13 protein-coding genes are annotated in these 13,626 nt (G+C 66.7%); 7 read left to right on the top strand and 6 right to left on the bottom strand.

The window, feature by feature from the left end; translation table 11 throughout:
* Window positions 1–2: 2 nt before the first annotated feature.
* The 3 genes from asnB to AruPA_RS05775 are packed head-to-tail and all read right to left on the bottom strand — an operon-like array spanning window position 3 to window position 3,657.
* Window positions 3–1,745, bottom strand: a complete 1,743-nt coding sequence (gene asnB / locus AruPA_RS05785) for an asparagine synthase (glutamine-hydrolyzing) (RefSeq protein ID WP_265635691.1) — start codon at window positions 1,743–1,745, stop codon at window positions 3–5.
* Entirely contained in the window at window positions 1,745–2,746 is a 1,002-nt protein-coding gene (locus AruPA_RS05780; RefSeq protein ID WP_265635690.1) for a glycosyltransferase, read from the bottom strand. The genes asnB and AruPA_RS05780 overlap by 1 nt, the downstream gene beginning before the upstream one ends.
* Window positions 2,747–2,760: 14 nt before the next feature.
* Window positions 2,761–3,657, bottom strand: a complete 897-nt coding sequence (locus tag AruPA_RS05775; RefSeq protein ID WP_265635767.1) for a glycosyltransferase family 9 protein — start codon at window positions 3,655–3,657, stop codon at window positions 2,761–2,763.
* A gap of 56 nt (window positions 3,658–3,713) precedes the next feature.
* Between AruPA_RS05775 and AruPA_RS05770 the strand changes: the two genes are divergently transcribed.
* A complete protein-coding gene (locus AruPA_RS05770) occupies window positions 3,714–4,541 on the top strand; it encodes a folate-binding protein YgfZ (RefSeq protein ID WP_265635689.1) in 828 nt (275 codons plus the stop codon).
* Window positions 4,538–5,203 (top strand): glutathione S-transferase, encoded by a 666-nt coding sequence (locus AruPA_RS05765; RefSeq protein WP_265635688.1) that lies wholly within the window; start codon window positions 4,538–4,540, stop codon window positions 5,201–5,203. Before AruPA_RS05770 ends, AruPA_RS05765 begins: the two co-directional genes overlap by 4 nt.
* On the opposite strand, the gene AruPA_RS05760 is transcribed toward AruPA_RS05765, so the two are convergent.
* The 3 genes from AruPA_RS05760 to mbfA all read right to left on the bottom strand — a co-directional run bounded on the left by AruPA_RS05760 (window position 5,121) and on the right by mbfA (window position 8,030).
* Window positions 5,121–6,041 (bottom strand): DMT family transporter, encoded by a 921-nt coding sequence (locus AruPA_RS05760; RefSeq protein WP_265635687.1) that lies wholly within the window; start codon window positions 6,039–6,041, stop codon window positions 5,121–5,123. The genes AruPA_RS05765 and AruPA_RS05760 overlap by 83 nt on opposite strands.
* A complete protein-coding gene (locus AruPA_RS05755) occupies window positions 6,038–7,009 on the bottom strand; it encodes a nitronate monooxygenase family protein (protein WP_265635686.1) in 972 nt (323 codons plus the stop codon). Before AruPA_RS05755 ends, AruPA_RS05760 begins: the two co-directional genes overlap by 4 nt.
* A 64-nt stretch (window positions 7,010–7,073) precedes the next feature.
* On the bottom strand, window positions 7,074–8,030 hold the full coding sequence (gene mbfA / locus AruPA_RS05750) for an iron exporter MbfA (protein ID WP_265635685.1): 957 nt from the start codon (window positions 8,028–8,030) through the stop codon (window positions 7,074–7,076).
* A gap of 196 nt (window positions 8,031–8,226) precedes the next feature.
* On the opposite strand from mbfA, the gene AruPA_RS05745 reads away from it, so the two are divergent.
* The 5 genes from AruPA_RS05745 (at window position 8,227) to AruPA_RS05725 (ending at window position 13,603) form a co-directional block, all read left to right on the top strand.
* Window positions 8,227–10,101: a tetratricopeptide repeat-containing sulfotransferase family protein gene (locus AruPA_RS05745; protein WP_265635684.1), complete on the top strand. Its 1,875-nt coding sequence runs from the start codon at window positions 8,227–8,229 to the stop codon at window positions 10,099–10,101.
* Complete coding sequence (locus AruPA_RS05740) at window positions 10,098–11,465, top strand: tetratricopeptide repeat-containing glycosyltransferase family protein (protein ID WP_265635683.1); 1,368 nt, start codon at window positions 10,098–10,100, stop codon at window positions 11,463–11,465. Before AruPA_RS05745 ends, AruPA_RS05740 begins: the two co-directional genes overlap by 4 nt.
* 284 nt (window positions 11,466–11,749) lie before the next feature.
* Window positions 11,750–12,718 carry an ABC transporter substrate-binding protein gene (locus AruPA_RS05735; protein WP_265635682.1) on the top strand — a complete coding sequence of 323 codons (969 nt, stop codon included), beginning with the start codon at window positions 11,750–11,752 and terminating at the stop codon, window positions 12,716–12,718.
* Window positions 12,705–13,439, top strand: a complete 735-nt coding sequence (locus AruPA_RS05730; RefSeq protein WP_265635681.1) for a hypothetical protein — start codon at window positions 12,705–12,707, stop codon at window positions 13,437–13,439. Before AruPA_RS05735 ends, AruPA_RS05730 begins: the two co-directional genes overlap by 14 nt.
* Entirely contained in the window at window positions 13,436–13,603 is a 168-nt protein-coding gene (locus tag AruPA_RS05725; protein ID WP_265635680.1) for a hypothetical protein, read from the top strand. The genes AruPA_RS05730 and AruPA_RS05725 overlap by 4 nt, the downstream gene beginning before the upstream one ends.
* Window positions 13,604–13,626: the final 23 nt, after the last annotated feature.

Here is a 13,626-nt window from a genome sequence, read left to right as displayed (position 1 = left end):
CATCAACGCTCCGCCAACACATCAAACACATCGCCATCGCACGGCAGGCCGAGACCGTGCCGGCGATACCATAACGCGAGGAACAGCAGCCGCCAGCAGGCGACTCCGGCCCGTGGATCGGCCGCGCGCCCGAACAGATCGATGACACGGCCCGGTTGCGTCAATTGCCCGACCATCGGTGATCGTGCCACCAGCGCGCCAAGCCGCGTCCCTTGTCCCGCGATCCATCCCGCCACCGGTACATCGAACCCCTGTTTGCGCGCGAACGGCCGCGCTTGCGGCAAATGCCGCTCCAGCCAGCGGCGCAGCAGGAACTTTCCAAAACCGCGCCGCGCGCGCAAACGATCCGGCAGGGCAAAAGCAAAGCGCGCCACCTCGCGGTCGAGAAATGGCGTCCGCCCCTCGACGCCATGCGCCATCAGGCAGCGATCGAGCTTGATCAACAGATCATTCGGCAGCCATTCTGCAATATCCTCGCGCTGCGCGCGCGCCAGAGCGCTGCCGGTGGCCCGATCATGCGCCTGATCGATGCCGCAGCGCCACGCCGTGCCGGCATCGCGCAGCACATCGAGCCCATCGAACGCGCCGTGCCGGCGCATCCGGCGCGCGAAGGGCCAGCCGCGGGCCGCGGCGCGATACCGGCCATAACCCGCAAAAATTTCATCACCGCCCTCACCCGACAGCACCACCTTGACCGAACCGCGCGCGTGGCGCGCCAGAAACCAGGTCGGGATGATCGCATAATCCGCGACCGGATCATCCAGCGCACCGACGATCTGCGGCAGATGCCGCCACATCATCGCCTCGGTAATCTCGATCCGCTCATGCCGCGCGCCAACCGCCGCCGCGCTGGCCCCGGCGGCATCCCGCTCATCGGCGACGCTGCGGTGATCGAACCCGGCGGTGAACGCCTGCACCCGCCCGGTGTCGAGCCGCGCCATCAGCGCCAGAATGGCGGCGCTGTCGATCCCGCCGGACAGAAACAACCCGTAAGGCACGTCGCTGCGTTGATGTAATTCGACGGTTTCCGCCATGACGCGATCGAGCGCTGCAAGCGCCGAATCCTCGCCCTGCGGTGCGGTGCCGGGTTCGATCGGGTCGTGGTCGGCGCGCGCGACTACGGCGCCATCGCGCAGCGTCAGCATTGCACCGGGGGTGACGCGTTCGACGCCGGTGAACGCGGTGGCGGCGCCGGCGGTAAATTGAAGCTGCAGCAGTTCATGCAGTTTGGCGGCATCGACCGATCGCGCCGCGAGCCCGGCCGCGATGAGCGCCTGCGGTTCGGAGGCAAACGCCAGGCCCATAGGGCCGGCTGCGATGTAGAGCGGCTTGATGCCGAACGGATCGCGCAGCAGCTTCACCACGCGGTCCTCGGCATCATCGATGGCGATCGCGTACATGCCGCGCAGTCGCCCCATGAAATCGGCCGCGGCGCGGGCAAGGTAGAGCGGCGGCTCGCAATCGCTGCCGGTTCGAAACGCGCAACCCGCGAGGTCCCGGCGTAGTTCTGGGTTGTTATAGATCTCGCCATTGCCGATCAGCGCCGCGCCAGCGCCGAACAAAGGTTGATCGCCGGTCGCCAGATCAATGATCGCCAGGCGTGTCTGCACCAGAGCCGCGCGCGCGCTGACATGCTGGCCCGAACCATCCGGCCCGCGATGCGCCAAGGCCGCCGCGAGCGCGGCCAGCCGATCCGGCGCGAGCCGGGCCCCCGCCTTGAGCGCGATGCCGGCGATGCCGCACATCAGCGTGCCACCCGCGCCAGATAGTCGCGCCAGGAAGCGACCACCACGGCCTCGGCGAACTCGCCCTCAAAGCGCGCGCGACCCGCCGCCGCCATCGCCTGACCGCCATCCGCCAGCGTGCGCGTGATCGCGCCACTTAACGCTGCCGGATCATCGATCGGCACCAGCACGCCATCAATGCCATCGGTGATCAGCTCGCGCGGTCCTTCCGCCGCCGCCGCGACCACCGGCACGCCGGCGGAAAACGCCTCCAGCACCATATTGCCGAGCGGTTCATGGCGCGAGGATGACACGAACAGTTGCGCGCTGCGCAGTAACGGCCCGACATCGGTGCGCCATCCCAAAAGGTGCACACGCGCGCCCAAGCCGGCCGATGCGATCAGTGCTTCCAGCGCCGGGCGTTCGGGACCTTCACCGGCGATTACCAGATGCGCAGCCGGGATCGTCGCGATCGCCCGGATCAGGATATCGAACGCTTTGACTGCGTGGAGCCTGCCTAGTCCCAGCACCAGCGGCGCATCATCCGGCACGCCCAGCGCAGCACGCGACGCCGGTGCGATGGTCGCGAAATCCTCAACGAAATTCGGCAGATAAGCGACGCGATCAGCCGGCCAGCCCTGCGCCGCGATCCAGCGCACGATGTCGCGCGTATTGCCGACCAGATGATCGCAGCGGCGAAAATATTTCAGCGGATAATACCCGCCCAGACGACCGACCAGCGTCCAGTTACCGCGCGGCGCATGAAACGCCGCCCGGCTCATCCACGCCACAGCGACCTCGGCACCGAAGGCACGCAGGGCCCTGGCGGCCCGCGGCCGGGTCAGCAGATCGAGCGGTCCCCCGTAGCGCAGTCCCACGGGTTCGAGCCCTGCAGCCCGCAAGCGCGCGACCCTTGCCGGGTCCGGCCGGATCACCGGCAAAACCGCCTCGCCGGCCTGCTGCAGGCCGCACGTCAGGCGCTCGAAGAACAACTCCGCACCTCCCTGCGCCGCGCCGGCCATCAATTGACCGATCCTCACGCGGGCACCGGTTCGCCCATCAGCGCGACCACCGCCGCGCGCACGGCATCGACTGTCAGCAACTCCATCGCCGCCTCCCCCTCGATGCCCGGCGCGGCAACGAATGCGGCCCGTACCCCTGCCGGCGCGTATTCCGACGCGCGGGACCGGCCGAACAACCCGAGCGTCGGCACACGCGCTGCGGCAGCCAGATGCATCAGGCCCGAATCATTGCCGATGAACAGCGCGCAGCGTGCGAGGCACGCCGCCGCTTCGGCCACCGAGACCGCACCGACCAGATCGATCGCGCCCGGCAATCCGGCCAGGACCGGTGCCGCCGCCGCACGCTCGGTTGGCCCCGGGCCGCCGAACACCGCGATCCGCGCGAAATCGAGCCTGCCTGCGAGTGCGATGAAGCGTTCGGCGGGCCAGATCTTGCCTGCCCAATTCGCCGTCGGCCCCAGGGCCAGCACAGGCCCGCCCGGCGGGACGAGACGGTCCGCGCGCGCGTGATCCGCCGGCGCCGTCCACACCACCGGCAGCGGCGGCGGTTCGAACCCGCAGGCACTACCGATCTGGGCGTAGCGCCGGCCGGGCCGGCGGCCGCCGCGCACGATCACACGCTGCCCTGCCCATAACCCGTAGGCCAGTGCCGAGCCCCGGAAATCAACCACCATGTGCCAGCGGTCCCGGACGGCTCGCGACCAAAGCGACAGCCAATGCCCGTCGAGGCGCTGTTTCTCGAACACGATCAACCGTTCCAGCCCGGGCAACCGCGCGAAAACCCCCGCCGCTGCCGCGCCGCACGCGATTGTCAGCCGTGCCGCCGGATGCGCGAGGCGAATCCGCTCGATCGCACCCGAGGAAATCACGGCATCACCCAGCCGCGACGATGTGATGAACAAAATCCGCATGCCGGGCTGCTCTAGCACGGCTTGTCGCATCCCGGCCAAGGGGCCACATCTGCTGCATGACAATCGTTGCATATCTGCCCGACCGCGGCGTGATCGAGCTCAGCGGCCCGGATCGGGTTATGTTTCTCCAGGGTTTGGTAACAAACGACGTGTCGAAGGCGCAGCCCGGCACCTGTGTCTGGGCGGCATTGCTGACCCCGCAAGGCCGTTATCGGGCCGAGTTTTTCGTCTTCGCCACCGGTTCGAGCTTGCTGCTCGATGCGCCGCGCGAAGCCATCGCCGACATCATCACCCGCCTGTCGCGCTTCAAACTGCGCAGCAAGGTGGTCCTGACCGATCGCTCGGCAGATTACGCGGTCCATGCCGCATGGAACGGACCGCCACCACAAAGCGCGGGAATTACCGCACCAGATCCACGGCTTGCCGAAGCGGGACACCGGATCTTGGCGCCGGCGCCAAGGGAGGATACCGCCGAACCCTCGGCCTATCGGGCGCATCGCCTCGCTCTCGGCCTGCCGGACCACAGCGATCTCGAACCCGACAAGACCCTGCCGATGGAAGCCGGCTTCGGTGAATTGCATGGCATCGACTGGCAGAAGGGCTGCTACATGGGCCAGGAACTCACCGCCCGCACGCGCTATCGCGGCCTGGTGAAACGACGGCTCATCCCGATCACGGCAAGCTTCGACCTGCCGGCATCCGGCAGCATTACCAGCGGCGAGCGCAATGTGGGCGATCTGTGCATCGCGCAGGGAAAGCAAGGGCTGGCGATGCTGCGCCTCGATGCGCTGGACCAGCCTTTGCAGATCGGTGACCTTACGGTAACGCCCAGGATACCGCATTGGTTATCCCTGCCCGCCCCCTCCGAAAAGGTCCAAGCATGATCATCGTCCATCATCTCGAAGCGTCGCGCTCGCAGCGGATTCTCTGGCTGCTCGAAGAACTCGGCCTCGAATACGAGGTGAAACTCTACAAGCGGAACCCGAAGACCATGCTGGCGCCGCCCAGCCTGAAATCGGTGCATCCGCTCGGCAAATCGCCGGTAATCACCGATGGCGATACCATTGTGGCGGAAACCGGCGCGATCATCGAATACATCATCGACAAATACGGTGAGGGCCGGCTGATCCCGCCCGCCGGATCGGACGATCGCCGCCGCTACACCTACTGGCTCCACTATGCCGAAGGCTCGGCGATGCCGTTTCTGGTGATGAAACTGATCTTCACCGAAATGCCGAACCAGGCGCCGTTCATCGCCAAGCCGCTGCTCCGCATGATCGGCAACAAGGTCGGCGAGAGTTATCTCGACCCCAATATCGCCACGCACATCCGCTTCTGGGAGGACAGCCTGGCCAATTCCACCTGGTTTGCCGGGCCGGAACTGACTGGTGCCGATATCATGATGAGCTTTCCGGCTGAGGCGGCCAATGCGCGCGGCGCGCTGCGCGGCAATTTCCCGCGCATCAATGCGTTTCTTGCCGCGGCCCACGCCCGCCCGGCGTACCAGCGCGCGCTGGCGCAGGGTGGCCCTTACCCGTACGCGTAAGTCCCGCAGACACCGCGGCCCCGCCGACGATCAGGGCGGCCGCCGCGATGATTGCCCTGCTCATCGGCGCGCGACCGAGCGTGATCAGCAAACCGGTCGACAGTAGCGGCGCCGCGTAGGACAGGGTGCCAAGCAGGGCCAGATCGCCGTGTTTGGTTGCAAAATCCCACAGGAAGAATGCCAGCCCGACCGGCCCCAATCCTAACGCCAGCAGGGCCAGCGCCTGCCCGGAATCGGGGATCACGGTCGGTTCGGTCGCGCCATGCGCGACCAGCGCGAGTGCCGCGACCACACCGCAAACCCCCGCGATCAGATCGCTCGGCACCGCGCTGATCCGCCGATTCGCGACCGAATACACCGCCCAGACGAAAGCAGCGGCCAGGGCGCAGCCATAGCCAAGGGCGGAACCATGACCGTTCAGGCCCTGCCCTCCGAGCAGGATCACCACGGTCCCGGCCAGTCCCATCAGGGCACCGAGCACATGGCGCGCCCGCAGCACGCCACCGGGCAGCATGGCTGCGAACAACACGATCAGCAGCGGCCATAAATAAGCGATCAACCCGGCCTGCGCCGGCGGCGCATGATCGAGTGCGCTGAAATATAGTGCATGATAGGCGAACAGACCCGCCACGCCGATCACCCACGCCAGGGGCGTCTGCCGCAGCCGCCGCAGCTTGCCGCGCAGCGCCAGCCCCGCGATACCGGCCAGAAACGCCACGAAAAAACTGAGCGCGAGGGTCTCGAAAGGCGGAATGCCCCGCGTCGCCGCGGTCAATGCCGCGAGTGTCGACCACAGGAGGATGGCGCCACCGCCGCTCGCGGTTGCGCGTCGTTTCAAGCGCAGAGCGCCGCCTTCGCCGCGCGATACTCCGCGACCAGCCGGGCCACCAGAGTCGCCGCCGGCACCACCGCATTGACCGCGCCGATCCCCTGGCCGGAACCCCAGATGTCCTTCCATGCCTTGGCCTTCGCGCCCTCATGGAAATTCATCGCCGAAGCATCGCTCTCCGGCAAATGATCCGGGTCGAGCCCGGCCGCGATGATGCTTGGTCTCAGATAATTGCCGTGTACGCCGGTGAACAGGTTGGTATAGACGATGTCATCCGCCCCGCTCTCGACAATTGATTGCTTATAAGCCGCCGATGCGTTGGCTTCCTCGGTCGCGATGAACGCGGACCCGATGTAGCCGAAATCCGCCCCCATGGCCTCGGCGGCCAGCACCGCACGCCCGGTCGCGATCGCTCCGGACAGCGCCAGCGGACCATCGAACCAGGCGCGGATCTCCTGCACCAGCGCGAACGGCGAAATCACCCCGGCATGGCCGCCCGCACCCGCCGCCACCGCGATCAGCCCATCCGCCCCCTTCTCGACCGCCTTGTGGGCGAACCGGTTGTTGATGATATCGTGCAGCACCACACCGCCATAGGAATGCACCGCCGCATTCACCTCAGGCCGTGCGCCGAGCGAGGTGATCACCAACGGCACCCGATATTTAACGCAAAGTTCAAGATCGTGTTCCAGCCGCGCGTTCGACCGGTGCACGATCTGGTTGACCGCAAAGGGTGCCGCCGGGCGCTCGGGGTGCGCCGCATCCCAGGCGGCCAGCGCCTCGGTGATTTCGGCCAACCACGTATCGAGCATGGTCTCCGGCCGGGCGTTCAGCGCGGGAAACGAGCCGATAATGCCGGCGCAACATTGCGCAATCACCAGTTTCGGATTGGAGAGAATGAACAACGGCGAGCCGATCACCGGGACCGCCATGTTCTTGCGTAGCCGTGCGGCCATCGACCCTGTTTTATGATTCATGCCGCTTTTGTGCCGATCGTTGCCCTATGCGTCAATCGGTCGCGCGCACCCTACGCCTGAGGGCTCAACTTGTCCCCAGCGCGACACCGACGCCGAACACGATCGCCCCGCCCAGGGCAACCTGCAACGCCGCCTGCAACGGGGGCGCCTCCATATAGCGCGCCCGGATCCAGGAAATCACGCCCAGTTCCACCACCACGACCCCGAACGCGACCGCCATCGCGGTCCAGAAATTCGGGATCAGGAATGGCAGGGTATGGCCCAGACCCCCAACCGTGGTCATGCCGCCGGTAATCGCGCCCCGCAAAATGGGCGAACCGCGGCCGGTCAGACTGCCGTCGTCGGAGAGGGCTTCGGCAAACGCCATCGATATTCCAGCCCCCAACGAGGCGGCAATGCCGACGATGAACGCCTCATGCGGCTTATGGGTCGCGAACGCGGCGGCAAACACCGGGGCCAGCGTCGAGACCGAGCCATCCATCAACCCGGCCAGCCCTGGCTGCACGTAGCGCAGCACGAAATTCCGCTCGGCGGATTTATCCTCGGTCTGGCGCACCGGTTCGGGCACGTTCGCCTCGGTCAATTTATCCGCGATATGCTCATGGTTTTGCTCCGCTTCGGCGAGGTCACCAAGGAGCTTCCGGATCGTCACGTCCGACGTGCGGCTCGCGGCTAAGCGATAGAAATTCGCCGTTTCCGATTCCATGCTCTCCGCGAGCTTGCGCACGTCCCTGATACTCGGCTTCGGCAGTTGCCAGACGGTCTTGCGATGCAGAAATCCCTTTACGTCCTGACGGCGGATCAGCGGAATATGATCGCCGAACTTCTCCTGATACAGATCGATCAGCCGGCGTCGATGGTCGCTCTCTTCAGCCGCCATCTCGAAAAACACCTTGGCCGAGGCAGGAAAATCCGCGTGCAGACCCTCCGCGATATCAGCGTAGATCCGCCCATCCTCCTCCTCGGCCCCGATCGCAAGGGCGAGGATTTCACGTTCCGACAGTTCCGAAAAATTGCGCATGACTGCAAGATGGCGCGCGGGTTTCGATCGGTCAAGGATTTGGTTTTACTTGATATTTATTCGCAATTGCAGTTGCGAACCGCTCGCAGGAGCTGCATCGTTCAGACAACGTTGTAAGCCCTCAATCATGCCCCGCGGCCGTCAGTAATGCCGGTGCCGCCCTTGCACCCCACGCCAAACACGGCATGATCCGGGCATGAGTGCATCCGTAATCTCGCTCCGCCCGGACATTGATCCGACCCTGTGCGCCTGCGGCTCAGGGCTGCGGGCGCTGCGGTGTTGTAGGCTCGAGGCCGCCGCCCTGCCCGACCCGGTCAACCACGCGGTGTTCGATACCCTGATCGAACAGGCCCGAACCGCCCGCGCCGCCAACCGCAATCGCGAGGCCGAGCGCCACGTGCTGCAAATCCTCGATCTCGCGCCTCATCACCGCGAAGCGCTGCGCCTGCTGTTCGAACTGCGCCGCGCGGAGGGCCGCATCACAGCCGCCGAGGCGCTGATCGCGCGCATCGCCTCGATCCCGCCGGATGTCGCGGCCGCCCATGTCCAGCACGCGCAGATCCTGATCAATCAGAACCGCCACGCGGAAGCCGAAATTCCAGCGCGCCGCGCCGTCGCGCTGTTGCCGCGTGATGCCACCATTCACCACATCCTCGGTATCATCTTCACCGAAACCAACCGCCTCGCCGCCGGCGAACGCCATTACCGCCTCGCGCTGGGCTACGCCGAACGGCGCGATGCCGCCCTGCTCGGCAACCTCGCCTGGAACCTCCGCCAGCAGGGGCGGCTCGACGAGGCCGCCGCCACCTACGATGCAACGCTCGAAATCAAGCGCGACAATCCGCGCGCTCTTGCCGGCTACGCCCAGGTCGAGGCCGGCCGCTTCCGGCTCGATCAGGCCGAGGCCCTGCTCGCCGAAGCCACCACGCTGGCCCCGGCCGATCGCATGATCGGGGTGCTGAGCGCCCTGATCCGCCTGCACCGCGACGATCCGGCTGCCGCACTCGCTAAAATCGACGCCACCGCCGCTGCCATTGCGCCGCAATCCCTGGTCGCCACCGAATTTGCCGCCAAGGGCATGGCGCTCGAACGGCTCGGCCGGTTCGAGGAGGCATGGAACGCGTTTCAAGCGGGCCGCGCCTTTCAGCGCGATCGCGCCAACCGCCGGTTCGACCCGGCCCCGATCGCGGCACGACTCGCAACCATCCGATCAACCTATCTGGCCGATCGTCTGTCCGGCCTGCCCCGCCCCGGCCCGATCGCCGGCGGTGCGACACCGGTCTTTCTGCTGGGCACGCCGCGGTCCGGCACCAGCCTGCTCGAGCAATTGCTCAGTCAATGCCCCGGCATCGATCCGGCCGATACGCGCGCGCCGCTGCCCGATCTCGCGCACCTGCTGCCCGCCCTTGCCAACGGACTCGGCGGCATCGCCGAACCTTTTCCGGATGCCCTGATCGCCACCACCGCCGGCGATCAGCGCGACATCCTGCCGATGCTCGCCAACCGCTATCTCGCCCTCCTCCGGGCGTCCGGTGTCAGTACCGCCGAAAGCCGCTTCGTCACCGACCGTCACCCGGATCTGCCCTGGCTACTCGGCTTCGCCGCCACGCTGTTTCCGACCGCGCCGGTGATCCACGTGCTCCGCCATCCGCTCGATGTCGCTCTGTCGGGCTTCGCGCAGGACAAGCTTTACGAAGGCAACGCCGGCGTCACGCTGGCGGGCATGGCAACGCTGTACGACGCGCAGATGAACGCGATCGCCCAGGTGCGCGGCCAGACCACCCTGCGCTACCTGCCGATCCGCTACGAAGACCTCGTGCGCGACCCTGCCGGTACGCTGCGCCTGGTGCTCGACTTCATCGGCGTCACCGCCGATGCGCACGCCCTGCTGGACACGCCACCACGCGCGATACCCCGCGCGCCCGGCCACCGGCTCGTGCAACTGCCGCCGCACCGGCGCAGCCTGTACCGGCATCGCCGCTTCGGCGCGGTGTTCGACGAAGCGCTGCCGATCCTCACGCCATGGATCGACCGCCTCGGCTACGCCCAGCCGCAGGAGACCACGCCATGAGCGGCGCCGCGGGGGTCAAGGTAACGCTTGGCGAGGTTCTGAACGAAATCAGCGCCTATGAGCGTGAGGGCAAGCTCGAAGCCGCCGAAGCGCTCGCCGAACGCGTGCTGCGCGCGGCACCGGAACACCCACACGTGTTGCATCTGTCCGGCATCGTCGCCTACCGGCGCGGCAAGGTGCCGCTCGCGATTGAGCGGATGGAAAAATCGCTCGCACTTTCGCCGACCGTCGCGGTCTATCCCCGCAACATGTGCGAAATCTACCGCGGCGCCGGCCGGCTCGACGATGCGCTGCGCATGGCGCTCCGCGCCGTCGAACTCGCACCCGAGGACAAAAGTGCGCATTTCAACCACGCCCTGATCCGCTACGAACGCCGCGAGCTCGACGACGCGCTCGCCGCCGCGGATCGCGCGATCGAACTCGACCCCGATTTCCCCGAAGCTCATTTCGAGCGCGCCGAAGTCCTGCTGCTCGGCGGCCGCCTTACCGAAGGCTGGGACAGCTATGAGTGGCGCTTCAAGCTCAAACAGGCCGAGGGCATGCTGCCCAAGACCGACAAACCGCAATGGGACGGCGGCACCCTGCCCGACGGCAAACTCCTCATCGTCGCCGATCAGGGCTTCGGCGACTGCATCCAGTTCGGCCGCTACATCCCCTGGGCCGCCGAACGCGCGCCCAAACCGGTACTCGCCTGCAGCGGCGATCTGGTACCGATCATGCGTCAGATCCCCGGCCTCGGCCGCATCGTCACCCGCTGGGAAACCACAGGCGATTTCGACGCCTACATTCCCCTGTCCGGCCTGCCGCGCCTCGCCGGCACCACGATCGACACCATCCCAACCCCCATCCCCTACCTGCACCCCGATCCCCATAAAATCACCGCCTGGAAACAGCGGCTCGATGCGCTGACCCCGGCCGGCAAAAAACGCATCGGCCTGGTCTGGGCCGGCCGGCCGACCCACAAGAACGACCGCAAACGCACGGTCAAACTCGAACAGTTCGCCCCGCTGTTCACCCGCGCCGACCTTGCGATCGTCACCGTCCAGAAAGGCGACCAGATCGCGCAGGTCGGCAATTATTTCGGCACCGCACCGCTCATCAACCTCGGCCCCAGCATCAACGATTTCACCGATACGCTCGCCATCCTGCAAAGCCTCGATCACCTTGTTACCATCGATACCTCGGTCGCCCACCTCGCCGGCGCGTCCGGCGTGCCCACCGCGATCATCCTGCCCTACGCCCCCGATTGGCGCTGGCTGCTCAACCGCGACGATTCGCCCTGGTACCCCTCGCTGCGCCTGTACCGCCAGCAACGCCCCTACGACTGGTCCGGCGTGATCGAACGCATCGCGGCCGCGTTGTGAGGGCTTGTTGGATGGGGTGGGGTCATGGGAAAAAGGAAGGCCAGGGGCTCTGCCCCTGGACCCCGCTAAGGGCTCAGCCCTTAGAACCCGCTAGTTTTAGGGGCAGAGAGGGCGTCCAGACTACGCCGCTTCAGGGTCCGGCAGCCGCCCTCCCTCCCCCTAAAACTAATGGATTCCAAAGGCTCTGCCTTTGGTGGGGGTCCAGGGGGCAAAGCCCCTCGGCCTTCTTCCTCTCATCACCCCACCTCACCCGATGCATCCTCACAGCCTCGATCGCGCTGGGTTTGTTCCTGCCGTATCGGGCGGTTGCGGCGGGGTTGACGTTGTATTCGCGGCTCGATTTTGCGCAGGCGGTGGGGGTCGCGTTCAGCCGCCAGACCGGGATTGCGGTACGGGTGCGGCGGCCGCCGCCCCATGGGTTATTCGCGCGGATCAGGGCGGAGGGTGATCATCCGCGGTGGTCGGTGGCGTGGTTCTATGGGGCGAGTGCTGCGGTTACGCTCGATCGTCACGGTTTGCTGGCGCATGGCCTGGACGCACAGTCCGGACCGACGGCGATGGGGGCGGCGTCGGTGCCTGCCGATGGGTCTTATGTCGCGACCGGGTTGGGCCTGGGTGGAGTCTTGGTGATGCCGAAGGCGGCGCCGTTCGCCCCGCCTGCGACCTGGGCCGCTCTGACGACGCCGGCCTATCGCGGGCTGATCGGCATGAACGATCCGGCGACGTCCGACCAGGGCGTTCCGCCGGTCATGGCGATGGTGCACGCGGCGGGGGGCTGGCCGGCGGCGCAGGGGTATTTTCTGCGCCTGAAGCGGTCCGGGCTGCATATTTACGGCGATACGGGAACGACCTTGGCGGCCCTGCGCAGCGGCGCCATCCAGATCGCGATCATGCGGTCCTCGGCCGCGTTTTGGGCGCGCACGATCGATCCATCCTTGCGCGTGGTGGTGCCGCAGCCGGCGGCTGTGGTGGCAAGCGTGATCGTGATGGCGCGGCATTTGCCGGCATCGCAGCGAGCGGCAGCAGAGCGCTTCATCGCCTACGTCAATTCACCCGCGGCGCTGCGGATCGAAATGCACCAGGGTCGCGCCGACGGCGCGTTCTGGCCGGTAATGAACGATGTGGCGCCGGCGTCATTGATGCCCAGTGCAACATCGCTGCCGCTGGTGATGGTCGATCCGGCGCAGTCGGCGCGCGATCGATCGGCGATCATCGCGTGGTTTTCCAAAACCATTGTCGGTGCCAGCACGTGAGGCCGTGGCGATGATGTCCGATCTACCGGTGATCCTCGCGAGTTTTTTCACCGCCGGCGTCGAATGGGTCGAGGCGTTCACCATCGTGCTGGCGGTCGCGCTGGCGATCGGGTGGCCGCGCGCGATCGCAGCGGGTGGTGCGGCCTTGGCGATTCTGGGGCTGCTCACGCTGTTCGGCGCGCATGCGGTCAGCGCGATCGGCAATTTGCGGATCATCCAGTTCGTGATCGGCCTGTTCCTGACGTTGTTCGGCATGCGCTGGCTTGCCAAGGCGATTGCGCGCGCCGCCGGGTTGCGGCGTCTGCGCGATGAGGATGCGGCGTTCGCGGCGCTGTCCGCCAGTCAGGCTCTGGCGGAAACCCAGGGTGCGATGCTGGTGGCGTTTCAAGGCGTGCTGATGGAGGGGCTGGAAGTCTGGCTGATCGTGGTGGCCCTCGGGGTCCAGACCGGGCAGACCAGGGTCGCGGCGTTATCGGCCGTGGCGGCGCTGGTCGCGGTGATGGGCGCGGGCATGATGCTGCGGGCGCCGCTCTCCCGCGTGCCGGAGAACACCATCAAATATCTGGTCGGCTGCGCGGTGCTCGGTTTCGGTACGTTCTGGATGCTGGCCTCGCTCGGCTATGTCTGGCCGATCGGCGACTATGCGTTACCGGCATTGATGGCATTCTACGCGCTCGGTGGCCTGGTCCTGGTCCGCACCCTGCAGAGCCTGGAGCGATGAAAAAACTGGTGCGATCCCTGATCGGCGACGCCCCCACCCTGGCCTGGGTTGCCGGCAGCGTGCTGCTGGCCAATCGGCTGATCGGCAGCGGCGAACCATCCTATGCCGGGCTGCTGGTGCCACTCGCACTGTTGATCGGCGTCGGGTTTCTCGCGCGGCGGTAACGCTGCTGCCGTTCTGCTCCGGC

The sequence above is a fragment of the Acidiphilium sp. PA genome, assembly GCF_026191915.1.
Classification (GTDB): Bacteria; Pseudomonadota; Alphaproteobacteria; order Acetobacterales; family Acetobacteraceae; genus Acidiphilium.
Note: the sequence above shows the minus strand (reverse complement) of the source record. Positions and strands in the feature narration are given on the sequence as shown.

Excerpts from the sequence above, each read along its gene's own strand:
- asnB (WP_265635691.1), bottom strand. The coding sequence starts at position 1,745 with ATGTGCGGCATCGCCGGCATCGCGCTCAAGGCGGGGGCCCGGCTCGCG.
- AruPA_RS05780 (WP_265635690.1), bottom strand. The coding sequence starts at position 2,746 with ATGGCCGGCGCGGCGCAGGGAGGTGCGGAGTTGTTCTTCGAGCGCCTG.
- AruPA_RS05775 (WP_265635767.1), bottom strand. The coding sequence starts at position 3,657 with ATGCGGATTTTGTTCATCACATCGTCGCGGCTGGGTGATGCCGTGATT.
- AruPA_RS05770 (WP_265635689.1), top strand. The coding sequence starts at position 3,714 with ATGACAATCGTTGCATATCTGCCCGACCGCGGCGTGATCGAGCTCAGC.
- AruPA_RS05765 (WP_265635688.1), top strand. The coding sequence starts at position 4,538 with ATGATCATCGTCCATCATCTCGAAGCGTCGCGCTCGCAGCGGATTCTC.
- AruPA_RS05755 (WP_265635686.1), bottom strand. The coding sequence starts at position 7,009 with ATGAATCATAAAACAGGGTCGATGGCCGCACGGCTACGCAAGAACATG.
- mbfA (WP_265635685.1), bottom strand. The coding sequence starts at position 8,030 with ATGCGCAATTTTTCGGAACTGTCGGAACGTGAAATCCTCGCCCTTGCG.
- AruPA_RS05745 (WP_265635684.1), top strand. The coding sequence starts at position 8,227 with ATGAGTGCATCCGTAATCTCGCTCCGCCCGGACATTGATCCGACCCTG.
- AruPA_RS05740 (WP_265635683.1), top strand. The coding sequence starts at position 10,098 with ATGAGCGGCGCCGCGGGGGTCAAGGTAACGCTTGGCGAGGTTCTGAAC.
- AruPA_RS05725 (WP_265635680.1), top strand. The coding sequence starts at position 13,436 with ATGAAAAAACTGGTGCGATCCCTGATCGGCGACGCCCCCACCCTGGCC.